The organism is Gammaproteobacteria bacterium (assembly GCA_016195665.1).
GTDB lineage: Bacteria > Pseudomonadota > Gammaproteobacteria > SURF-13 > SURF-13 > JACPZD01.
The window spans coordinates 103,806-125,854 of sequence record JACPZD010000036.1 but is presented as its reverse complement, the minus strand read 5'-3'; the positions used below and the strand labels follow the sequence as shown (position 1 = coordinate 125,854).

General features: G+C 60.7%; 19 protein-coding genes. 8 read left to right on the top strand and 11 right to left on the bottom strand.

Features of this window, described 5'->3' with window-relative positions:
• Positions 1–98: 98 nt before the first annotated feature.
• A complete protein-coding gene (locus HY028_10350; GenBank protein MBI3345235.1) occupies positions 99–1,226 on the top strand; it encodes a PilT/PilU family type 4a pilus ATPase in 1,128 nt (375 codons plus the stop codon).
• Positions 1,227–1,322: 96 nt separating this feature from the next.
• Here the strand turns inward: HY028_10350 and HY028_10345 are convergent, their stop codons facing one another.
• From HY028_10345 to gshA, 11 genes are all read right to left on the bottom strand, one after another.
• On the bottom strand, positions 1,323–2,201 hold the full coding sequence (locus HY028_10345) for a dihydroorotate dehydrogenase electron transfer subunit (GenBank protein ID MBI3345234.1): 879 nt from the start codon (positions 2,199–2,201) through the stop codon (positions 1,323–1,325).
• 27 nt (positions 2,202–2,228) lie between these two features.
• The gene (locus tag HY028_10340; protein MBI3345233.1) at positions 2,229–2,633 is read right to left on the bottom strand and encodes a PIN domain nuclease; all 405 of its coding nucleotides are present in this window, start codon (positions 2,631–2,633) and stop codon (positions 2,229–2,231) included.
• Between the two features lie 4 nt (positions 2,634–2,637).
• Entirely contained in the window at positions 2,638–2,832 is a 195-nt protein-coding gene (locus HY028_10335) for a type II toxin-antitoxin system VapB family antitoxin (protein ID MBI3345232.1), read from the bottom strand.
• 50 nt (positions 2,833–2,882) lie between these two features.
• On the bottom strand, positions 2,883–4,166 hold the full coding sequence (locus HY028_10330; protein ID MBI3345231.1) for a dihydroorotase: 1,284 nt from the start codon (positions 4,164–4,166) through the stop codon (positions 2,883–2,885).
• Positions 4,166–5,170 carry an aspartate carbamoyltransferase catalytic subunit gene (locus HY028_10325; GenBank protein MBI3345230.1) on the bottom strand — a complete coding sequence of 335 codons (1,005 nt, stop codon included), beginning with the start codon at positions 5,168–5,170 and terminating at the stop codon, positions 4,166–4,168. The genes HY028_10330 and HY028_10325 overlap by 1 nt, the downstream gene beginning before the upstream one ends.
• 10 nt (positions 5,171–5,180) lie before the next feature.
• Positions 5,181–5,681: a bifunctional pyr operon transcriptional regulator/uracil phosphoribosyltransferase PyrR gene (pyrR, locus tag HY028_10320; protein MBI3345229.1), complete on the bottom strand. Its 501-nt coding sequence runs from the start codon at positions 5,679–5,681 to the stop codon at positions 5,181–5,183.
• 8 nt (positions 5,682–5,689) lie between these two features.
• Positions 5,690–6,121, bottom strand: coding sequence for a Holliday junction resolvase RuvX (gene ruvX, locus HY028_10315; protein MBI3345228.1), 432 nt, complete (start codon positions 6,119–6,121; stop codon positions 5,690–5,692).
• Entirely contained in the window at positions 6,118–6,690 is a 573-nt protein-coding gene (locus tag HY028_10310) for a YqgE/AlgH family protein (GenBank protein MBI3345227.1), read from the bottom strand. Before HY028_10310 ends, ruvX begins: the two co-directional genes overlap by 4 nt.
• A 194-nt stretch (positions 6,691–6,884) precedes the next feature.
• A complete protein-coding gene (locus tag HY028_10305) occupies positions 6,885–7,826 on the bottom strand; it encodes an energy transducer TonB (GenBank protein MBI3345226.1) in 942 nt (313 codons plus the stop codon).
• 293 nt (positions 7,827–8,119) lie between these two features.
• Positions 8,120–9,076 carry a glutathione synthase gene (gshB, locus tag HY028_10300; protein MBI3345225.1) on the bottom strand — a complete coding sequence of 319 codons (957 nt, stop codon included), beginning with the start codon at positions 9,074–9,076 and terminating at the stop codon, positions 8,120–8,122.
• On the bottom strand, positions 9,073–10,413 hold the full coding sequence (gshA, locus tag HY028_10295) for a glutamate--cysteine ligase (protein ID MBI3345224.1): 1,341 nt from the start codon (positions 10,411–10,413) through the stop codon (positions 9,073–9,075). Before gshA ends, gshB begins: the two co-directional genes overlap by 4 nt.
• A gap of 249 nt (positions 10,414–10,662) precedes the next feature.
• Between gshA and pilG the strand changes: the two genes are divergently transcribed.
• From pilG to HY028_10260, 7 genes are all read left to right on the top strand, one after another.
• Positions 10,663–11,052, top strand: coding sequence for a twitching motility response regulator PilG (pilG, locus tag HY028_10290; GenBank protein ID MBI3345223.1), 390 nt, complete (start codon positions 10,663–10,665; stop codon positions 11,050–11,052).
• Between the two features lie 105 nt (positions 11,053–11,157).
• A complete protein-coding gene (locus HY028_10285) occupies positions 11,158–11,523 on the top strand; it encodes a response regulator (protein MBI3345222.1) in 366 nt (121 codons plus the stop codon).
• 26 nt (positions 11,524–11,549) lie between these two features.
• Positions 11,550–12,092, top strand: coding sequence for a chemotaxis protein CheW (locus tag HY028_10280; GenBank protein MBI3345221.1), 543 nt, complete (start codon positions 11,550–11,552; stop codon positions 12,090–12,092).
• A gap of 103 nt (positions 12,093–12,195) precedes the next feature.
• Complete coding sequence (locus HY028_10275) at positions 12,196–14,280, top strand: type IV pili methyl-accepting chemotaxis transducer N-terminal domain-containing protein (GenBank protein ID MBI3345220.1); 2,085 nt, start codon at positions 12,196–12,198, stop codon at positions 14,278–14,280.
• Between the two features lie 62 nt (positions 14,281–14,342).
• Positions 14,343–15,236 carry a protein-glutamate O-methyltransferase CheR gene (locus HY028_10270; protein ID MBI3345219.1) on the top strand — a complete coding sequence of 298 codons (894 nt, stop codon included), beginning with the start codon at positions 14,343–14,345 and terminating at the stop codon, positions 15,234–15,236.
• On the top strand, positions 15,236–20,851 hold the full coding sequence (locus HY028_10265) for an Hpt domain-containing protein (GenBank protein MBI3345218.1): 5,616 nt from the start codon (positions 15,236–15,238) through the stop codon (positions 20,849–20,851). The genes HY028_10270 and HY028_10265 overlap by 1 nt, the downstream gene beginning before the upstream one ends.
• Positions 20,852–20,853: 2 nt before the next feature.
• A complete protein-coding gene (locus HY028_10260; GenBank protein ID MBI3345217.1) occupies positions 20,854–22,023 on the top strand; it encodes a hypothetical protein in 1,170 nt (389 codons plus the stop codon).
• Positions 22,024–22,049: the final 26 nt, after the last annotated feature.

The following is a 22,049-nucleotide window of genomic DNA, read 5'->3' as shown; positions in this document are numbered from 1 at the left end:
TGGAGTGAGGGCTGGGGGAGACCTGCAATTCTCCCCTTTGGTCGCCTGCGCGGTTCATCCCGGGCAGTGCGAAAATCTAACTTAGGAGATATCTGCCCATGGTCTTTAACGATCTTCTCAAGATGATGGTGGAGAAAGGCGCATCAGACCTGTTCATTACCGCGGGTGTGGCGCCCAGCCTCAAGGTGCACGGCGAGATCAAGCCGGTGGTGGAGACGGCGTTGACCACGGAGCAGGCCCGCGATGTGGTGATGAGCGTCATGAACGCCCATCAGCGCTCGGAGTTTGAACGTACCCTGGAGTGTAATTTCGCCATCGGCGTCGCGGGTCTCGGCCGCTTCCGCGTCAATGTGTTTCAGCAACGCAACAGCATGGGGATGGTGTTGCGCAGGATTCAAACCGAAATCCCCAAGCTGGAAGATCTGGGGTTGCCCCCGATACTAAAAGACATCTCCATGACCAAGCGCGGCCTGGTGATCTTCGTGGGGGGCACCGGCACCGGCAAGTCCACCTCGCTCGCGGCCATGATCGGTTACCGCAACCAGAACAGCAGTGGTCATATCATCAGCATCGAAGATCCCATCGAATATGTGCACAGGCATCAGAACTGCATCGTTACCCAGCGCGAAGTGGGGGTGGATACCGAGTCCTTCGAGACGGCGCTGAAGAACACCTTGCGCCAGGCCCCGGACGTGATACTGATCGGCGAGATCCGCGCCCGCGAGACCATGAGTCACGCCATCGCCTTCGCCGAAACGGGGCATCTGTGTCTCTCCACGTTGCACGCCAACAGCGCCAACCAGGCGCTCGACCGTATCATCAATTTCTTTCCCGATGATCGCCGCGACCAGTTGTTGATGGACCTCTCGCTAAACCTCAAGGCGGTGATCGCCCAGCGCCTGTTGCCGCGCGCCGACGGCAAGGGCCGCTGTGCGGCGATCGAGATTATGCTCAATACCCCGCTCATGTCCGACTTGTTGTTCAAGGGCGCGGTACACGAAATCAAGACCTTGATGACACGCTCCACGGAGTCTGGGATGCAGACCTTCGATCAGGCCTTGTATGATCTTTATCAGAAAGGCGAGATCAGCTACGAAGACGCCGTCCGCTACGCCGATTCCGCCAACGACCTGCGCCTGATGGTCAAGCTCCATGATGAGCAAAAGATGAAGAAGATCGGCTCCACGCTGGAAGGGGTGACCCTGGTGGATCCCAGTAAATACTAACCTAATATTCACCGCGGAGGACGCGGAAGAATAAAATTAAATAGTTTCCCCTCCGCGTCCTCCGCGGTGATTTTTTTGCCGATCTGATCGTGCGCGCTACGCAAAGCTTGCAATCGTGGCGGCGTCAAACACCGGCCCATCCACACACACCCGCTTCATCGCGGGGCCCAGTGGGGTCTGCACCTCGACCACGCAACCCGCGCAACCGCCCACCGCGCAGGCCATGTATTCCTCCAGCGAGACTTGGCACGGTAAACGATACTCGCGTGCGAGTTTGGCCACCGCCTCCAGCATCGCGTTTGGACCGCAGGCAAATATTTCCACTTCGGCGCGCTGTTCGGGATTTAGCGCATTGAGATAGGCGCGCGCCAGCTCCGTTACATAACCCTCAAAGCAACCGGGATAGCCTTGCAGGCTGGCCAAGCGGCTCGCTATGCCCCATTCCTCGAGCAGGGGCATGGACGCGATCACGCCGTCGGGCATTCCCGGCGTCATGATCCGTGAAGGCCGGGCGGTAAACGGGAACGGCACCTCCGAGCCCATGATGGCGAACGGGTGATAGGATTCATTTGACTGGCGCAACACGTCCGCGATGAACACCATGGGCGGTATGCCGACGCCACCGCCGATGAGCAGCGGGCGTGGCTTGTCAGGGTACAGCGTATAGGGCACCCCTATGGGTCCCATCATGCTGAGGGATTCGCCCACCTCACGCTGCGCCAGCAGTCGCAAGCCGTTGCCCAAGGCCTTGTAGAGAAATTCCACCCAGCCTTGCCTTGGATCGGCGCGCATGATGGAAAGCGGGCGGCGCATCGGCAGTAACGGATCACAGGACAGGTGCGCGAAGCTGCCGGGCCTGGCGTGCGCGGCGCACTGCGGCGCCTGCACCCGCAGGATAAATTGATTGCCGGGATGCGCAACGTGACTGAGCACGACGGCGTCTTCAACGTGGAGGGTGTTGCGGTGGGGTTTCATTTCAATGAGGGTGGTAATCTTGCAGGCTCATGCTTCAATCTTCCACAGTTTAAGTGGGAAGAATTTTTTTATAAGCTGAAAATCCTTGTCTTTGGTCAGCAACCAACAGTTACGGCTGAGTGCGAGTTGGGCGATCAGGCAATCAACAGTTGAACTTAAGGTCGTACCCCTGCCGCGGCAGGTACGATAGATCTTGGCCGCCAGCAGATAGTCTTGTTGGGTAAGTCCATCAAGATATTCGAATACCGAGAGTAAATCGCCGACCTTTGTGGCCTGGGTCTCGGTTTTCAGCCCCGACAATATTTCCGTGAGTATCACGCCGGTAATGGCGATCACCTCGTCGGAAGCGATTAGCCGCTGCAGGGTTCGCGCTTCCGCTGAGGCGTGACCGTTAAAAAAATCGACCCAGGCGGAGGTGTCTACCAGGACCATGAGATTAGCGTAGGGCCCGCAGTTTGCGTAAGTCTCCCCGCCACTTCACTTTGCCTTGCAGTTTCAATAACTCGTCACGCTTGAGCCGTTTGGCATACTCCTCCAGGGCTTTACCAACGGCTTCTTTCTTGGTGGTAAAACCACCTAGTTGAAGCACCTGGTTTAATAGTTTGTCATCCAGTTCGATATGGGTGCGCATAGACATAATTCCGGTGAATGTGTGGGCCTAATATACACCATTTTATGGGCCTATTGCGAGTCAGTAACATAGACCAACCTACCGCCCAGCAACGTGTGAGTCACCCGCCCCTTGAACTCCCAGCCCAGAAAGGGGGTGTTGTGACCGTGACTGATGAGGGTTGCGGCGCTGAGTGCCCAATAGCGATCAGGGTCATAGATACAGATGTCGGCGGGTTTCCCGATGGCCAAACTGCCGGCCTCGATGCCGAGGATGCGGGCCGGTTGGGAGGTGAGCCGGGCCAGGGCCTCCGTCAGGCTGAGCACACCCTCATCCACCAGCCGCAAGGTGAGCGGCAATAAACTCTCAAGCGCGGAGATGCCCGGCTCGGTCTCGGTGAAGGGAAGCAGTTTGGCGTCGGGGTCGTGCGGCTGATGATCGGAACAGACCACGGCGATGACGCCGTCCGCCAAACCCTTGCGCAGTCCGTCGCGGTCGCGCAGGGTGCGCAGCGGCGGCGAGACATGGCAGGCGCTGTCGAAGTGGCCGAGATCCATTTCGGTGAGGTGGAGCTGGTGGGCGCTGACGTCGGCGCTCACCGGCAGGCCGTCGTGCTGTGCGCGTCCGATCATCTGCACCGCGCGCGCGGTGGAGAGCTGACCAAAGTGCGCGCGCACGCCGGTCTGTTCGATGAGCAATAAATCCCGCGCCAGCCCCGCCGTCTCGGCGCTCTCGGGAATGCCGGGTAATCCCAAGCGGGTGCTCACCTTGCCCTCGTGCGCGCAGCCGCCGTGTGACAGCCAGTAATCCTGCGCGCGCAAAATCAGCAACAGGTCATGGGTGGCGGCGTATTCCATCGCCCGGCGCATGACCAGGGTGTTGGTGACCGGTCGGCCGGCGTTGCTGATCGCAACGCAGCCGGTCTCGGTCAGGGCCATCATCTCTGCGATCTCATTGCCGGCGAGCCCCTTGGTGAGGGCGCCAAGAGGCAATATTCGCGCCGTGCCGGCCTGTGCGGCGCGGTGATGAATCAGTTCGACCACGGCAGGAGTGTCTATCACCGGGTCGGTGTCGGGCGGGCAGCACAGGGTGGTGATCCCGGCGCTCGCCGCCGCGGCGGTTTCGCTGGCGATGGTCGCCTTATGGGGCTGACCGGGCTCGCGCAGCCGCGCGCACAGGTCTATCAGCCCCGGGCATACGACCTGGTGTCGGACAACGATCTCACGGTCAGCGGTGAAGCCGTCGGGCGCCTTGCCCAGCGCGGCGATTTTTCCCTCGGCGACATACACATCCTGGACCTTATCCACGCCCTGGGCGGGGTCTATGACCCGGCCTCCGGAAATGCGCAGGCGCATCACTTGGTTTTCCTTGCGGTCATCGCTTCGCCCGCCTCCGCTGCAAGCGGACGGACACGCATCGCCAATGTCATGATGGCCATCCGCACCGCGATGCCGTGACTCACCTGCTGCAGAATCACCGAACGCGGGCCGTCGGCGACGGCGGAGTCCATCTCCACGCCGCGATTGATCGGTCCGGGATGCATGATGATGACGTCCGGCCTGGCGTAGGCCAGCTTCTCTTCGGTGAGGCCGTAGAGGTGGAAGTATTCGCGTTCGCTGGGCAGAAGCGCGCCCTGCATACGCTCGCGCTGCAGGCGCAGCATCATGATCACGTCCACATCGCGCAGGCCCTCGCGCAGGTCGTGATAGACGTGCACGCCGAGCGTTTCGATCTGCGCCGGCAGCAGGGTGTGCGGCGCGATAACGCGCACCTCCGGCACGCCGAGCGTGGTGAGGGCGTGGATCTGCGAACGCGCCACGCGGGAGTGCAGGATGTCTCCCACGATCGCCACGCAAAGCTTGCCGAAGTCGCCCTTGTGGCGGCGCACGGTGAACATGTCGAGGATGGCCTGCGTGGGATGCGCGTGGCTGCCGTCACCCGCGTTGATGACGCTCACGTGCGGTGCGACATGCTGAGCGATGAAATGCGCGGCGCCGCTCTCGGCGTGGCGTACCACGAACATGTCGCAGTACATGGCCTCCAGGTTGCGCAGCGTGTCGAGCAGCGATTCGCCCTTGGTGGTGGAGGAGGCGCTCACGTTGATGTTGAGCACGTCCGCCGACAAGCGCTTGGCGGCGAGTTCAAACGTCGTCCGGGTGCGGGTGCTGGGCTCGAAGAATAAGTTGACGATGGTTTTGCCGCGCAGCAACGGCAGCTTTTTCACGGCCTGTTCGCTGGTCGCGGCGAACGACTCCGCGGTGTCGAGGATTTCAGTGAGTATCGAGGGTGTAAGCCCCTCAATGGTGAGAAAGTGGCGCAGACGGCCTTGGGGGTCTACTTGAATGTTGCCTTGTCTCACTTATGGACGCTCAGTCACGCTTGCGTATGCTCAGCCGCAACGGGTCGGGGCCGTGCAATTTGATATGTTCGTTGCTGTTGAGTTCCATACGCTGTCCGGTCACCGCCGCCTCGATAGGCAGCTCGCGCGCGCCGCGATCCACCAGCACTGCGAGCATTACGCTCGCCGGGCGGCCGTAGTCGAAGATCTCGTTGAGCGCGGCGCGCAGCGTGCGGCCGGTGTACAAGACATCGTCCACCAGCATGACGTGCCGGTTGTCGAGATCGAAGGGCAGGTGCGAGGGCGTCACCTGCGGGTGCATGCCGATGCGCGTGAAGTCGTCGCGGTAGAAGGAGATGTCCAGCGTGCCGAGCGGTTCGCGGATGTTGAGGAGGCGGTGCAGCCGTTCGGCGAGCCACACCCCGCCGGTGTGAATGCCGATCATCAGGGGATCCGAGATGTTCCGCTTCCTTAATAAGGCGGTAATCTCATCCGCCATTCTTGCCAGCAACGACTCTACATCAATGTCCAAAAAATCGCTCACGAGTCGGCCCTCCTGGGCAGATCTTGCAGCCAGGTGTGCAGAATCACCTGGGCGGCAAGGCTGTCTATGTCCTGTTTGCTGCGGCGTTTCACGGGGTGCGGGCCAAGAGCTTCGTGGGAGCTCAGCCGCTCGTCCACGGTGTGCACGGGGAGTTTATAGCGGCCGTGCAGTTCCCGGCCGAAACGACGCGCGGCGCGGGTCATGGCGTGCTCCGAGCCGTCCAGATTGAACGGCACGCCCACCACCAGCGCGTTCGGCCGCCAGGTTTCGATGATGCGGCTGATGGCCGTCCAGTCGGGCTGCGCACCGGTCACGCGCACCGTCTCCAGCGGGGTTGCGGTATGGGTCAGCGGTTGTCCCACCGCGACGCCGATACGGCGGGCGCCATAGTCAAAGCCGAGTACCGGCAGTGCGTCATTATTATTCATGCGTGCCCCACCTGGCCGGAAAGATTGCTGATGTCCACACCGAGCATGGCGGCTGCCTCGCTCCAGCGTTTTTCGTAAGGCGTTTCGAACAGGATGCGCGCAGTCGCTCCTTGGGCCTGGCCGCTCAGCCAGGCGTTCTGGGCGAGCTCTTCCTCCAGTTGGCCCGGCCCCCAGCCGGCATAGCCGAGCGCCACCAGGGCCTGGCCGGGAAATTCACGGCGCGCGATGGCGGTCAGGATGTCGCGCGAGGTGCTGAGCCCAAGGGTTTCGGTGATCGGCAGGGTGGAGTCCCAATGCAGCAGCGGCTGGTGGAGGATGAAGATCCGTTCGTACTGGACAGGGCCGCCCATGCACACCGGTTCATTGGCGATATCATCGTCGCCGCCTTCTATGTTGACCTGCCGGAGAATCTCGCCGAGACGGATGTCGAGCGGCCGGTTGATGACGATCCCCATCGCGCCGTCGCTGTTGTGTTCGCAGATATAGGTCACGGTGCGAAAAAAGTTCGGGTCCGCCAGGGCGGGCATGGCGATCAGGAAGTGATTCGTTAGGTAGCCTGATTCAAGCATAGTGGAGACGCCATATACAGTATCGGCCAAAGACGAACCTGATACAAGGGTGGGTGCACGAGACAAACGACTCCACCGCAGAGGACACTAAGGATACAGCGCGTCAAAACCCAAACCTTACAAATTTAGCGATTCTCACTCATTTTTCCTCTGCGTCCTTTGCGGTAAATCAAGCTTCGTATTAAGTATGCCCATTATTGACTGGCGAGACGGTTATCCTTCAGAAATTGCCAGGTGCGGGTGATGTGCAGGATATCGGTATCCTTGCGGATGTCATTGGGAAAGGGCGCGTAGGGCGCGGCGAGCTTGACGATGCGCAGCGCGGCGTCATCGAGCACTTTATGCCCCGAGGAGCGGCGCAAGGTCATGTTGTTGATGCCGCCATCGGGGTTGAGGGCCACGTCCAGAATCAGGCTGCCCGTCAGGTTGCCGCGCTTGGCCTCATCGGGGTAATTGAGATTGCCGATACGCTCGACCTTGACCCGCCACGCCTCCATATAACTCGCGTATTTATATTCCTGGGTCTTGGCCGAGATGAACGTCTGGCGCGGCCGCTGGGCGTAGGCCAGCGCGGAGTCGCTGATCTGCGCGCTCAGGCTCGCCATTTGCAGGCTGCGGTTGACCAGTTCCGCGGCGGACGGCAACGCGGGCGGCGCCGTCGCCGGTTTGGGTGAGGGTTTGGGTGCGGTCTTCACTTCTTTTTTGCCTTCAGGTTTGGTTAAGACCGGTCTGGCTTCTTGCTGCTGCGGCACGATGGGCTCAGGTTTGGCCACCGGTTCGGGAGGCGGCGGTTCGACTACCGGCTGAGGGGCGGGTTCGACGCCGGTCTGGGGCGCAGGCGTGAGGGCGGGGAGAGTGGTAATCACCTGTACCCGCTCCGCAGTATTGCCGCCGCCGTCCTGATTGGCCTGGGCGAGATAGTCGGCCTGTTCGGGCGGCGTCGTAGCGGGCCGGGTCACCAGCGTGATTTCCATGACGGGCAAGTTGTCACGCAGGGGTTTGAGCACAAACTGTTCGATGCTCACTCCTAGTATCACGATGGCATGCAGCGCCGCCGCCAGAAACAGGGTGAGCCCCAGCCGGTCACGCGCGGTGACTGGCAGCGGGGCGGGCAGGACTGAGGATAAGGCGGTCATCCAGACATCTTTTCCAGCATGGCAGCCGTTATTATACCGCTGACCACGCCAAAACTCACGGCCGCCGTCATCAGCACCGGCAACAGGTGCAGCAGGCCGGGGTGCGGGATAAATCTAAGGTATAGGCCACCCAGAGCCAGGCGATCAGATGATCTTCGCGGGTAGTGGTTAGGGTAGGCATGGATGGTGAGGTGTGAGGCGTGAAGGGAGAGGGGGAAAAATGAAGAGAGAAATTGTAAGCAGCAAGTAGCAAGGTGGGGCGCGAAGCGCAGAAACCCGCTCTACAGTTAAATCTACTTGTCACTTGCTACTTGCTTCTCGACCGCGTCGAGAAGCAAGGCGGCGATATTGAGGCCATACAAAGCATCCAGTTCACGCACGCAGGTAGGGCTGGTGACGTTGATCTCGGTAAGATAATCGCCGATCACGTCCAGCCCCACGAACAATAATCCCTTTTCCCGCAGCACCGGTCCGACCTGTTCGCAAATCCAGCGGTCACGCGGCGAGAGCGGCACGCCCACGCCGCGGCCGCCGGCCGCGAGATTGCCGCGCGTCTCGCCCTCGGCGGGGATGCGCGCCAGCGCATAAGGGACAGGCTCGCCGTTGATCATCAGGATGCGCTTGTCGCCCTCGCTGATTTCGGGAATGAATTTTTGCGCCATGACGAAACGCTGCTCATGCTCGGTCATGGTCTCGATGACCACGTTGAGATTGGGATCGCCCGCGCGTAACCGGAACACCGAGGCGCCGCCCATGCCGCCCAGTGGTTTCAAAATAATATCGCCAAACTCGTTCAGAAAATCGCGCAATCGCGTTTTGCTGCGGGTGACCAGCGTCGGCGGTGTGCACTGCGGAAACCGGGCGGTAAATAATTTTTCATTGCAGTCGCGCAGCGATTGCGGTTTATTCACGACCAAAACGCCTTCGGTTTCCGCGCGCTCCAATAAATACGTGGCGTAGATATACTCCATGTCGAACGGCGGGTCCTTGCGCATGAGAATGACATCGAGCGCGCTAAGAGACTCTACCGTTTCGGCCCCTAAATCGAACCAGTGTTCGGCATTGTCCTGTACGCGTAGTGTGCATATGCGCGCAAATGTTTTTCCGTCGCGCAGAAACAAATCACCCTGCTCCATATAGGCGATCGGCCAACCGCGCCGCTGCGCCTCCAGCAACATGGCGAAGGTGCTGTCCTTTTTGATGTTGATGGCGGCGATGGGGTCCATGACTACGCCAAGGCGGAGGGTCATGTTGTAGGTGCGAATTTATTCGCAGCTTGGCCGAATGAATTCGGCCCTACCGCCGCTAACTCTCTCGCCGCCGCGACCAGGGCCAGACGGGCGATCACGCCGTAGGCGTAGAAGCGATTCGGATCGGCATCGGGTGCTAGCCCCGTGTCAGGGGCATTACAGGGCTGGGCAAAGGCCAGCGGCTCAAAGTGCATCCCCGGCGCATTGAGGTTTTCGTCCACGCCGCGATTTTTGTGTACCCGGTAGAAACCGCCGACGACGTAGTGGTCTATCATGTACACCACCGGTTCCGCGACCGCCTCTTCTACGCCCCAGTTTTCGAAGGTGTAAACCCCTTCCTGCAAGATCACCTGGGTGACCGCCTGGCCGCCCTTGGAGGCCGCCATCCTGGTGCGCTGCTTGCGGTTCAACTCCCGCACCTGCTCGCTGCTGTAGACGCTCATGATGCCCATGCCATAGGTGCCGGCGTCGGCCTTGACCACTACGAAGGGACGCTTGTCGAGGCCGTATTCGTCATATTTATGCTGGATAGTGGTGAGCAGCGCGTCCACGTTTTTGGCGAGACAGTCCTCACCCTCGCGCTTCATAAAGTTGATCTCGCCGCACTGCCGGAAGTAGGGGTCAATCAGCCACGGGTCTATGTCCACCAACTCGGCGAACTCCATCACGACCTGGCGGTACTGTTCGAAATGCTGGGACTTGAGGCGGCTGGACCAGCCCATGGCGAGCGGCGGGACGACCGGCTGTTCCAGTCCTTCAAGCATGGCTGGGACGCCTTCGGAGAGATCATTGTTGAGCAGCACCATGCAGGGTGTGAAGCCGGCCACGCTCACCGTGTCGCCGTCCCGGACGATGGGTTCCAGACGCAACTTCCGGCCGGATGCCAAAATAATGTCGCTCGGGCTCTCAAGATTCGGCAGCAAGGAGCCGATACGTACCTCGAAGCCGGCTTTCAGAATGATGTCCCGCAGGGTGGCCAGGCTCTCCAGATAAAACGGATTGCGGGTATGACTTTCGGGGACCAGCAACACCCTGGCCGCGCGCGGGCAGGTGTGCTCGATGGCGGACTGGATCGCATGGATGCACAACGGCAGAAAGGCCGGATTGAGATTGTTGAAGCCTGCGGGAAACAGATTGGTGTCCACCGGGGCGAGTTTGAACCCGGCGTTACGCAGATCTACGGAGGCATAAAACGGCGCGCGGGTTTCCAGCCACTGGCCGCGCAGCCAGCGCTCGATGCCGGCCTGGTGTTTGAGGAACAGCGATTCGATGTGCTGCAACGGCCCGTTCAACGCAGTGGTCAGGTGAGGAACGATGTGCAGCGGTTCGGGTTTCATCAGGTCACCTTGAGAGACTTCAGGAGTGTCAATAGATTGGCTACCGCGGCGATCTGCTCCATAAACGGTAAAAGTACTAGCGCGCGATTAAATATTAGGATAATACTATATGGCCGGGTGCTGCGGCGCCACAATAAGATCTTCTAGCCGTGCGGATACAGCGCCGGCGGCGGGCAGGTTGGCGTGCGCTTCTCTGCATCCGAGAGCAGACCGCATGGCGGGTGATTATTTATGATAGGGGCGTTGAGCATGGACAATGAGTTTGCAGGCCTGAAGGTCATGGTCATTGACGACAGCAAGACCATACGCCGCACCGCCGAAACCCTGCTGAAAAAGGCCGGCTGCGACGTCATTACCGCGGTGGACGGCTTCGAGGCCCTGTCCAAGATCGCCGACCAGCGGCCCGACATCATCTTCGTAGACATCATGATGCCGAGGCTGGATGGCTACCAGGCCTGCGCCCTCATCAAACACAACCAGCTTTTCAAGACCACGCCGGTGATCATGTTGTCGAGCAAGGACGGCCTGTTCGACCGCGCCCGTGGCCGCATCGTGGGGTCGGAGCAATACCTCACCAAACCGTTTACCAAGGAAGAGCTGTTCAGCGCGATCAAGCGCTATGTGGTCAAACCGCATTGAGAACTCCGCCGGGTAAGGCATAATGGCATGTAGTTTGCTTGGATTTGAGCACTATGCAAGATTTTACTGATTAAATGACTTGATTTTAGGAGACGAGGGGAAAGAATGGCACGCATACTCATAGTGGATGACTCTCCCACCGATACCCATGTACTGAAGACGCTGCTGGAGCGCAATCAGCACGAGGGGTTGACGGCCGGCACCGGGGAAGAGGCTATCGCCAGGGTCAAGGAGATCAAACCGGACCTGATTCTGATGGACGTAGTACTGCCCGGCATCAGCGGTTTTCAGGCCACGCGCCAGATCAGCAAAAATCCGGATACGGCCAATATCCCCATCATCATCGTCACCACCAAGGATCAGGAAACAGACCGGGTGTGGGGGCTGCGGCAGGGCGCCAAGGATTACGTGACCAAGCCCGTGAACGAGGCGGAACTGCTGGATAAGATCAAGGCCGCGCTGGGTACTTGAGGGCGTAACTGAATGGGGCTGCGTTGATGACTCAATCTGCATCTAAAGGTCCTGTGGCCCTGCTGCGCGATATCGATCGGCGCAGTAAACAGCATGCGGTGGGTCTGCCGCGCCAGGAGGAGGTCAAGAAGACCTGGTCGGGCATCGCGTTTAGATTGGGCGAGGCGTTGCTGGTCGCTCCCCTGATGGAGGTGCGCGAGATACTGACCTATCCCGGTTTATCCCAGGTGCCGAGGGCAAAGTCCTGGCTGAAGGGCATCGCCAACGTGCGCGGCAATTTGTTGCCCATTGTCACGCTGCAATCGTTTCTGGGCAGGCCGGCCCCGATTATAGGGCGCCGCAGCCGGGTCCTGGTGGTGCAGCATGCGGGGCTGTTCGCGGGATTGGTGGTGGATGAAGTGCTGGGCATGAAACATTTTCTGGAGGAGGAGTACAAATCTGCGCCGCCGGATATCAATCTCGCCAGGGATTACTTGCGCGGCAGTTATAAGCATGGGGAGGAACAGTGGCCGGTGTTCAGCACCCATAAACTGGTGCAAAGCCCCTCCTTCCTGCAGGCGAACGCCTGATGGGAATCTCTAAAAATCGCGCCCCCAAGGCGCTCGAAGTGATTTGATGACCGTTACCCGCTTGGCGGGTGACATGACAACGTTGGTTGGCAGGGAGTAATGTATGGAAATAAACCCTCGTAAGACGCTGGGCCGCGACCGAGAATTGGTAATCCTGATCGGCGCGCTGGTTACCTTTATTGTGCTGCTGGCGCTTAACTTCGGTTATGTGGGACAGCAATCCAACTACGATAAGGAATACATCAGCCTGGCCGGCGAATTGCGCGTGCTGTCGCAGCGTATCGCCAAAAACGCCGAGGCGGCCGTCACCCGTTCGGAGGCCTTCCCGCAGTTGAAGGACGCGCGCGACCAGTTCGCCCAGATTGTCTCGCGCCTGAAGGGCGGCAATACCCTCACCGGCCTGCCCCCCACGCCCGATGCCGCGGCGTCGCAGCTCGGCAAGGTGGAGAAGGAGTGGAAGCGCTATGGCGCCAACGCCGATGTTATCTTGAGCAACGAGCAGTTGGTGAAGGCTTCCACCGAGTTCGTCAAGACGATCAACGAGGTAAGCCCCAAATTGACCAAGGCCTCGGAGGGTCTGCTGGACGCCCTCATTAAAAAAGGCGCGCCGGTGGAGAAAGCGACTCAGGCGGAAAGTGAAAGGGCCATGACGCGGCTGATGGCGCAGCAGGGAAATATCGCTGTCGCGGGGCGTCTGGTGGCGCTCAGCCAGCAGATCGCCGCGCACGTCAACAAGGTGTTCCAGGGCGGACGCGGCTCCGAGGCGGCGGCCCAGGCGGCCGATCTGTTCCGCCATGATGCGGCGGCGTTTGTCACTGCCCTGGAGGGAATGCGCTCGGGTAACGAGGCGCTCCGGATCACGCGCGTCGAGGACCCCGATGCCCGCAAGAGACTGGATGAAATCGCCGACCTGTTCGGATCCATCACCCAGCTCGATCTGCTTATTCTGGAAAAATTCCCGGATTTGTTTAAGGTGCAAGACGCCGCCAAGGACGTGTTTGAAAGCAGCGACGCGCTGTTCAAGGATACCACTGACCTGGTGAGCGCCTATGCCGGTTTAGAACGTAACCGCACGATTTCGGCCACTACCGGTTATATCCTGGGCGCTTTCGCGCTGGTGTTGCTCATCACCCTGGGTTACAAGCTGCGTCGCGACGCACTGGCCCGCTTGGCGGTCAGCGCCGATGAAATTCGCCGCAACCAGACCGCCATCATGCGGTTGTTGGATGAGATGGCCAACCTCGCCGACGGTGATTTGACCGCACGCGCGACAGTGACGGAAGACATCACCGGCGCCATCGCGGACGCCGTCAATTACGCCATTGACGCCTTGCGCACCCTGGTGACCAACATCAACGAAATCACCGTGCACGTTTCTTCGGCCGCCCAGGAGACCCAGGCCACGGCCATCCATCTGGCGCAGGCCAGTGACCACCAAGCCCAGCAGATCACCGACACCAGCGCGGCGATCAATGAAATGGCGGTCTCGATCGAAGAGGTCTCCGCCAATGCTGCGGAGTCTGCGGCGGTGGCGCAAAACTCGGTGGAGATCGCCGGCAAGGGCGCCACGGCGGTGCAGAACACCATCCAGGGCATGGACAGTATCCGTGAACAGATTCAAGAAACATCCAAGCGCATCAAACGTCTCGGTGAAAGCTCACAGGAGATCGGCGATATCGTCGAGTTGATTAACGACATCGCCGATCAAACCAACATTCTCGCCTTGAATGCCGCCATCCAGGCGGCCATGGCGGGTGAGGCGGGCCGCGGCTTCGCGGTGGTGGCCGACGAGGTGCAGCGCCTCGCCGAGCGTTCCAGCAACGCCACCAAACAGATTGACGCCCTCGTTAAAACGATTCAAACCGACACCAACGAGGCGATCATCTCGATGGAACAAAGCACCTCGGGCGTGGTGAACGGCGCCAAGCTGGCGCAGGATGCGGGTGCGGCGCTGAAAGAGATTGAAAGCGTCTCCAGCAAGCTCGCCGGACTGATTCAAAGCATCTCGCACACCGCGCGCCAGCAGGCCTTCGGGGCGACCTCCATTTCGAACACGATGAACGAGATCCGGGAGGTCACGACGCAGACCTCGGTCGGTTCCAACGAGACGGCGGCATCCATCGGCAATCTGGCCGATCTCGCCAACGATCTGCGCAAGTCGGTCGCGGGTTTCAAATTGCCAAGTTAGGCCAGCGTTGCCAGTGAGCGAGTGCTATCGGTGGAAAATGTATCTAATGATTGTGGCCAGCCATGACCCTGCCGAAGATGGACGACAAGCAGTTTTACCAATGGGCGGAACTGCTGGAGCAACGCACGGGAACCAGTTTACCCGTAGAGCGTAAGTCGTTTCTCGTTACCAGCATCGGGCTGCGCATGCGTGAAATCGGCTGCCCGGATTATCAGAGTTACTATGATCTGATCGTGTCGGCGCCGGGCCGGGTGGTCGAGTGGGCGACCCTGGTGGACAGGCTCACCGTCCACGAGACACGCTTTTTCCGGCATCCCGAATCGTTGCGCCTGATCCGGGAGCGTTGTCTGCCGCGCTCGGCGGAGGGTGCGGACAGGCTGTCCGTGAACGCCTGGAGCATGGGCTGCGCCACCGGCGAGGAGGCCTATTCGCTCGCCATCGTCATAGATCAGCATCTCGCCTCGCTGGGTGTCCAGTATTATCTCAGCGTCACCGCTACCGACATCAGCCGTTCGGCCCTGACCACCGCTCGCCACGGCGTCTATAACCGCCGCAAGTTCATCGGCATGGACCCCACCATTGTGCAGCGCTACTTCATTCCCATAGAACCGGAGCAATATCAGGTGAGCGAGGCTCTGCGCAAACGGGTCTGCTTTAGTCAGATGAACATTGTGGAAGACCGGCATGCGGCCCTCGGCGAGATGGATATTATCTATTGCCAGAATGTGCTGATCTATTTTAATCGTTCCCGCCGGCTGGATATTCTTAATATTCTGATGAAGTATCTGCGGCCGGGAGGGGTGCTGGTGCTCGGTCCCGGCGAGGTCACGGATTGGTCCAGTCCGCGCATGGAGCGGCTCACGTCTGAAAACACCCTTGCCTACCGGCGTCTCCCGGCGCTGAATGGCCATGTCTCCAGCACGGCCGCCGACGGGCTCTCCAAGGAGTGTGTCTGATGAATCCCGCCGCGCTCATTGATTACGGCACCCTGAAATGGGTCAAGGGCGAGATTGATCAGAGCCTCGCCGAGGCGCGGCACGCCCTAGAGGCCTTTGTGCTCAATCCACACGACAGCGCGCAGATGCGTTTTTGCGTGACCCATCTGCACCAGGTGCACGGCACCCTGCAGATGATCGAGCTGTATGGCGCGGCCATGCTCGCCGAAGAGATGGAACACCTCGCGGAGGCCCTGGCCAGGGAAGAAATTCAGCAGCGCGACGACGCCTATGAAGTCCTGATGCGCGCCATCCTGCAACTGCCCAATTACCTGGAGCGCCTGCAGAGCGGCCATCAGCAGGATACGCCCCTGGTGCTGCTGCCGTTGTTGAATGACCTGCGCGCGGCGCGCGGTCAGAACCTGCTCTCGCAGGGCGCGCTGTTCGCCCCCGACCTCAGCATCGCGCCGCCAGCGCGCCCGGCCTTGGAGCTGGTCGTTCAGGGCCAGCCGGATATCCGCGCGGTGGCGCGGCGGCAGCGCAGCGCCTATCAACGCAGTCTGGTCCACTGGTACCGCACGCCGGCCGCCATGCAGCATCTCAAGGAATTGAACAAGGTCATCCAGCGTCTGGATGAGGCGTCCAGCCAGGGCGCGGTGGTGCAACTATGGTGGGTGACCCACGGCCTGATCGAGGCTCTGCTGGAAAACGGCCTGGAGCCGAGCGTCTCCGTGAAGCTCTTGCTGGGACAGGTGGATCGTCAGGTCAAGCGTCTGATTGACGGCGGCGAAGAGGAACTGATCGCCCATCCGCCGCGCGAGTTGTTGAAGAACATGCTCTATTACGTGGCCCAAGCCACCTCGGCCGGCGCGCGGGTGCTCGGCTTGAAATACGCCTTCGATCTCGACGCCCTGCTGCCCAGGGAAGACGAGATCGAGCAGGCCCGCACCAGTCTGGCCGGTCCCAATCTCGAACTGTTGCGCACCGTCTCGGCGGTGATCCGCGAGGATCTGTCCCGCGTCAAGGATACCCTGGATATCTTTGTACGCAGCGAGTTGCCGGTCAACAGTGAGTTGCAGTCGCTGGAAGAGCCGCTGCGGCAAATCGCCGACACCGTCGGCATGCTGGGCCTGGGGCTCGCCCGCAAACGGATTCTCAATCAGGTCAACCTACTCAAGGAGATGGTGCAAGGCGATGCACCGGTTGATGAGGCGGCGCTGATGGAGATGGCCGGCGCCTTGCTGTATGTAGAGTCTTCTCTCGATGCCCTGGGTAAAGAGGAACCGCGCGCGGCGGAGGATCGCTTCGCCGTGCAAAGCGGCGCAAGTCCGGCGCCGGCCGACAGTGAAAATTTGCTCAGCAGCGCGGAATACCGGCAGCTCTTCTCGACGGTCGTCAAGGAGATCAAGGCCGATCTCTCGCGGGTGAAGGAATCCATCACGGCGTTTATCGTGACGCCCATGCAGCATCACCTGCTGGTGCATGTACCGGCCCTGCTCAACCAGATCATCGGCGCCTTGCAGGTAGTGTCCGAGACCCGTTCCGCCGAGATCCTGTCCGATTGTAAGGAACGTATCACCGAGGATCTGATCGAGCGCAAGATCATCCCCAGCCAGCACCAGTTGGATAACCTGGCCGATGTGATCAGCAGTGTCGAATACTATCTGGAGGCGCTGGACGAAGGGCGGAGCGATCGCGAGGCCATTCTTAATATGGCCCAGCAGAGCGTGCGCCAGCTCAGCTTCACCGATGCCGGCGAACAGCCCCCCGCAGCAGCAGAGGCGTTGGCGCCCAGTGACCTGTTTGGAGAGACGCACGCCTTGGTCGCGGATGAAGTCTCCGCGCCTGCGCCGGAATCTATTGAATTGGCCCCGGCGGCCGGGATCCAGGCCGAGGCCGGCGCCGGACCCGAGCCGCCTGCGGTCGCTCCCGGCGTCCTGCCTCCCGCGACACTAGTAGAACCCTTCGCTGCCGCTCTTCCCTATACCTCGGAACAGGCCGAGGCGGCCCCGCCGTCAGCGCTCACCACACCCGCCGCCCGTCCCGCGGATATAGACGACGAGATCATCGAGATCTTTCTTGAGGAGGCGGGAGAGGAGATGGACACCATCGCCGCGCATTTCCCCGTCTGGCAGAAGAATCCCGAGGATCACGAGGCCTTGACCGTCATCCGGCGTTCGTTCCACACCTTGAAGGGCAGCGGGCGTATGGTAGGCGCCACCGCCATCGGTGAATTCGCGTGGGCCTTCGAGAACATGCTCAACCGGGTGATAGACAATACCGTGCCGGCTCATCAGGCCGTCATTGATCTGATCGAGCGGGCGCAGGCGGCATTGCCGCAGCTCGTCGAGCATTTCAAGGGAGGCGCCCCGCCCGCCCTGGACATCCAGGCCATGATGGATCAGGCCAGGGCGATGAGCCAGCCCGGCGGTCTCGTGACGTACACGGACGTACTAATGTCGCGGGAGGCAGGAAGCCGGGAGCGACCTGCTCCGCAGCCTGTAGAGGCGCCTGCCGCTCCGTCGCCGATAGTGCAGCTTCCCAGCGACAGCGTGACCTTGAGCCAGGGGGTGGTCGCGCCGGAGGTTATTGTCAGACCGGCGCGCGAAGTAGAGCCGCAGATGGATACATTGCTGCTTGAAATCTTCGGTAAAGAGGCGGCCGGGCATCTCGACAAGATTCAGACATTCATTGACCAGTGCATCGCCCAGGATGCCGACGTACAGGGAAGAGCGACAGCGAAGGGTACTACTAGTGTCGCGGGAGGCAGGACGCCGGGAGCGACCGAGTGCCGCGTCACCGATGCATTGAGCCGCACCCTGCATACGCTGCACGGCAGCGCCAGCATGGCGGGCGTGCCAGACATCGCCGCGCCTGCGGGTCTGCTGGAAAAATATGTCAAATCGTTGAGCGCCAACCAAACCGTCATCACGCCGCAAATCATTGACCTGTTCCGCCGCACCATTGCCTTCACTAAAGAAACCATCGCGGCGCTCAAGGATCCCAAGTTTTCCTGGCCGAACAACACGGCGTTGATGGCCGACATATCGGCCTTGTATGAGGTTGAGCTGGCGCATCAGTTGAACGCCATCGAAGGCGCTCCCGGCATCCTGCCTCCTGCGACACTAATAGAACCCTTCGCTGTCGCTCTTCCCTATACGTCGCAGGAGAGACCTGCTCCGGCGGTGATGAACCGGTTCAGTGAGTCCGCCGCGGCTGAAAAGGACAGTGAAGTCGTCGAGGTATTTCTCGAAGAAGGCAAAGAGATACTGGAGGCCTGCGAGATCACTCTGCAACAATGGAGCGCCGATCCGTCCAACGAGGATTTGATGGAGGAGTTGCGACGGCAATTACACACCCTGAAGGGCGGCGCACGCATGGCGGCTATCACCGCGATGGGAGATCTCAGTCATAGCCTGGAATCCCTCATCACGGCGATCGTGGACGGCCACCTGCCCGTCTCGCCGCAACTCCCGGTGCTTATGCAGCAGACCCAGGATAGGCTGTTGCAGATGCTCGATCTCGCCGCCGCCAACCTGCCGATCCCGCCGGCGCCCGAGTTGATCGCCCACATCCAGGGCCTGATTGACGGCCATCCCCCAGGGCAGCTCCCCGAGCAGCCGGAGACCGCCCCCGCGCCGGTTAAGACGGCCGAACTCGAACCTGTGGCGGAGCAGCCCGATGACGTACAGGGACGTACTGATGTCGCGGGAGGCAGGACGCCGGGGGCAGCGCCGGCCGAAGCGGTCGGAGAGCAGGAGGAGTTCGAACCTGCCGAGGAAGAGCATCGCCATCTGTCGCGCATCCAGCATGAGCAGATCAGGGTGCGCGCCGATCTGCTCGACAACATGGTGAATTTCGCGGGCGAGATCAGTATCTCGCGCTCGCGTCTGGAACAACAGATCGGCTCATTCAAGTACAACCTGTCGGAAATGGATCAGGTCGTGGCGCGATTGCGCGCGCAACTCCGCAAGCTCGAGATCGAAACCGAGGCGCAAATCCTGTTCCGCTACGCCGAGACAGGACGCCAGGACGAAGAGTTCGACCCGCTCGAGTTCGATCGCTTTTCCTCCATACAACAACTGTCACGCAGCTTGATCGAGGGTGTCAACGACCTAGAAAATGTGGAAGGTCAGCTCCAGAATCTGACGCGCGAGTCGGAGACCCTGCTGTTGCAGCAATCCCGCATCAATACAGATCTGCAACAGGGTTTGATGAGCACCCGCATGGTGCAATTCGCCGTGGTCATGCCGCGCATGCGGCGCATCGTCCGGCAGGTCGCGCACGACTTGGGAAAACTGGTGGAGTTGCGCGTGTTCGGCGCCGAGGTCGAGACGGACAGAACGGTGCTGGACAGGATTGTGCCCAGTCTGGAACATCTGCTGCGTAATGCGGTTGACCACGGCGTTGAGCCGGCCAAGGCGCGCCGCGCCGCCGGCAAGCCTGAAACCGGTACGATCACCTTGCGCGTGGAGCGGCAAGGCACGGATATAGCGATACGAATCAGCGACGACGGCGCCGGCCTCAACGTCGCCGCCATCCGCAAGAAGGCGCACGAACGCAGCCTGCTGAGCAAGAGCGCCGATATGACGGATAACGAGGTGATCCAGTTTATCCTGGAGCCGGGCTTCAGCACCGTCTCGGAGATCACCCAGATTTCCGGCCGCGGCGTGGGCATGGATGTGGTGAACAGCGAAGTGAAGCAACTGGGCGGGACGCTCGATATCGGCTTCAAGCCGGGCCAGGGCGCCACCTTCACGCTGCGCTTGCCGCTCTCGCTTTCGGTGAACCAGGCGCTGCTGGTGCATGTCGGCGAGGACGTATTCGCTATTCCGCTCACCAGCATCGAACGCATTACGCGCGTCACGCATGAAGAGTTGGAAGAGTTTCACGCCCAGCCGGGTGCGACCTACAGGATGGACGGGCGGGGTTACACCTTCATGCATCTGGGCACGCTGCTGGGCACCGCCCACCCCTATCTGCCAGGCCCGCGCAGAAAATTACCCATGTTGATGATGCGCGCGGGCGATCACTATGTGACGTTGCAAGTCGAGGCCATCATGGGCAGCCGCGAGATCGTAGTGAAGTCGGTCGGCCCGCAGATCAGTACGGTGCGCGGCATCACCGGCGCCACCATACTTGGCGACGGCCGCGTGGTGTTGATTCTGGATATTCCCGCCCTGGTGCGCCTCGGCATGATGCGCACCACGGAGCAGGCCGTCGCGGAGCCGGCGGCGCCCGCATCCACGGGCATAATGACGGTGATGGTGGTGGATGACTCCATCACCGTGCGCAAGGTCACCACCCGGCTGCTGGAGCGCCATAATATCCAGGTGCTGGCGGCCAAAGACGGCGTGGATGCGGTAGCCTTGCTGCAAGAGCACATCCCCGACGTCATGTTGCTGGACATCGAAATGCCGCGCATGGACGGCTATGAACTCGCCACCCTGATCCGCAATGAACCGCGGCTCAAGCACATCCCCATCATCATGATTACCTCCCGCACCGGTGAAAAGCACCGTGAGCGCGCCATGCAGATCGGCGTGAACAGCTACATGGGTAAGCCTTACCAGGAAAGCGAGTTGTTGAAGAACATTGACAGCCTGGTCGGCGGCCGGATCGCCACACTCCATTAGCCATGAGCGGCGCCTCTGGAAAAAAACTGCGCGTCGCCATCGCCTCCGCCCAGGAACGCCAGCGCACCAACCTGCAATCCCTGGTGGAAAAGGGCGGGCTTGAGGTGGTGATTAACGAACCACCGTGCGAAGAATTTCTGAGCAAGCTCAGCCGGACGGGCGCGGACGTGTTGCTGCTGGACCTGGATGACGAGACCGAGGCGGTCGCTCCCGGCGTCCTGCCTCCCACGACACTAATACATCCCTGTATGTCGGAGCAGGATTTTCTCGACCAGTTGCTGGAGCGATTCGATCTGCCGGTCCTGTTTAACGACAGCGCCTCCACCCATATCATCGCCGCCGCCCATCACGGCGATTGGGGCCGCAGGCTCGCCCAGAAGCTGGTGGCTTTAGTTGTGCATCATCGGCAAGCCAAGGCCATTAAAGACGAGGCTGCCGCAACAGCACCCGCAGAACAACCGGCGTCCGTGCCGGAACCGGTGCAGTTCACGCCCGCGCCGGAACCGCTACGTCCAATCGGTAAACCGGCTGCGCCGAAGATGCCGGTATCGAATGCCGGGGTTCTGCGGGTATGGGTGCTGGGCGCCTCGATCGGCGGTCCGCAGGCGGTGAAAAGTTTTTTGAACGCCATCCCCGTTGAACTGCCGATCGCATTTGTGCTGGCGCAACATATCGGGACGGGTTTTGCCACGCTGTTGGCGCAGCAACTCGATTCCACTGCCGCATTCCAAGTGATACCCGCTCAGTCGGGTCACAGCCTGCGTCATCATCAAGTGGTGCTGGCGCCGGTCGAAGAGGATCTGGTCATCAATGCCGAGGGGCAACTTGAACTCAAACCCTTTACCCAGGACGACCGGCTCTACCGGCCTTCCATTGACGCCATCATGACCAACGTCGCACAACGCTTCGGCCGTCACGCCGGGGCCGTCATCTTCAGCGGCATGGGCAACGACGGATTGAGGGGGGCGCAGAGTATTGTCGAACACGGCGGAGTAGTATGGGCGCAGGATGCGGAGAGCTGTCTTATCTCCAGTATGCCCGATCATGCGCGCAAAGCCGGCTTGGTGAGCTTTAACGGAACGCCCGAGGTGCTTGCGAAGAGATTGGTTGAGCAACTGAGTCATGTAGATCAGCCCGATGTAGTCTATCTGCCCAGGGCGAGAGAACTTTGAAAACTGCATCGCAGAGGATACGATAA

Excerpts from the sequence above, each read along its gene's own strand:
- HY028_10350 (MBI3345235.1), top strand. The coding sequence starts at position 99 with ATGGTCTTTAACGATCTTCTCAAGATGATGGTGGAGAAAGGCGCATCA.
- gshB (MBI3345225.1), bottom strand. The coding sequence starts at position 9,076 with ATGACCCTCCGCCTTGGCGTAGTCATGGACCCCATCGCCGCCATCAAC.
- pilG (MBI3345223.1), top strand. The coding sequence starts at position 10,663 with ATGGACAATGAGTTTGCAGGCCTGAAGGTCATGGTCATTGACGACAGC.
- HY028_10270 (MBI3345219.1), top strand. The coding sequence starts at position 14,343 with ATGACCCTGCCGAAGATGGACGACAAGCAGTTTTACCAATGGGCGGAA.
- HY028_10275 (MBI3345220.1), top strand. The coding sequence starts at position 12,196 with ATGGAAATAAACCCTCGTAAGACGCTGGGCCGCGACCGAGAATTGGTA.
- HY028_10285 (MBI3345222.1), top strand. The coding sequence starts at position 11,158 with ATGGCACGCATACTCATAGTGGATGACTCTCCCACCGATACCCATGTA.
- HY028_10345 (MBI3345234.1), bottom strand. The coding sequence starts at position 2,201 with ATGAAACCCCACCGCAACACCCTCCACGTTGAAGACGCCGTCGTGCTC.
- ruvX (MBI3345228.1), bottom strand. The coding sequence starts at position 6,121 with ATGAATAATAATGACGCACTGCCGGTACTCGGCTTTGACTATGGCGCC.
- HY028_10260 (MBI3345217.1), top strand. The coding sequence starts at position 20,854 with ATGAGCGGCGCCTCTGGAAAAAAACTGCGCGTCGCCATCGCCTCCGCC.
- HY028_10335 (MBI3345232.1), bottom strand. The coding sequence starts at position 2,832 with ATGCGCACCCATATCGAACTGGATGACAAACTATTAAACCAGGTGCTT.
- HY028_10330 (MBI3345231.1), bottom strand. The coding sequence starts at position 4,166 with ATGCGCCTGCGCATTTCCGGAGGCCGGGTCATAGACCCCGCCCAGGGC.
- HY028_10265 (MBI3345218.1), top strand. The coding sequence starts at position 15,236 with ATGAATCCCGCCGCGCTCATTGATTACGGCACCCTGAAATGGGTCAAG.
- HY028_10305 (MBI3345226.1), bottom strand. The coding sequence starts at position 7,826 with ATGACCGCCTTATCCTCAGTCCTGCCCGCCCCGCTGCCAGTCACCGCG.
- gshA (MBI3345224.1), bottom strand. The coding sequence starts at position 10,413 with ATGAAACCCGAACCGCTGCACATCGTTCCTCACCTGACCACTGCGTTG.
- HY028_10340 (MBI3345233.1), bottom strand. The coding sequence starts at position 2,633 with ATGGTCCTGGTAGACACCTCCGCCTGGGTCGATTTTTTTAACGGTCAC.
- HY028_10310 (MBI3345227.1), bottom strand. The coding sequence starts at position 6,690 with ATGCTTGAATCAGGCTACCTAACGAATCACTTCCTGATCGCCATGCCC.
- HY028_10280 (MBI3345221.1), top strand. The coding sequence starts at position 11,550 with ATGACTCAATCTGCATCTAAAGGTCCTGTGGCCCTGCTGCGCGATATC.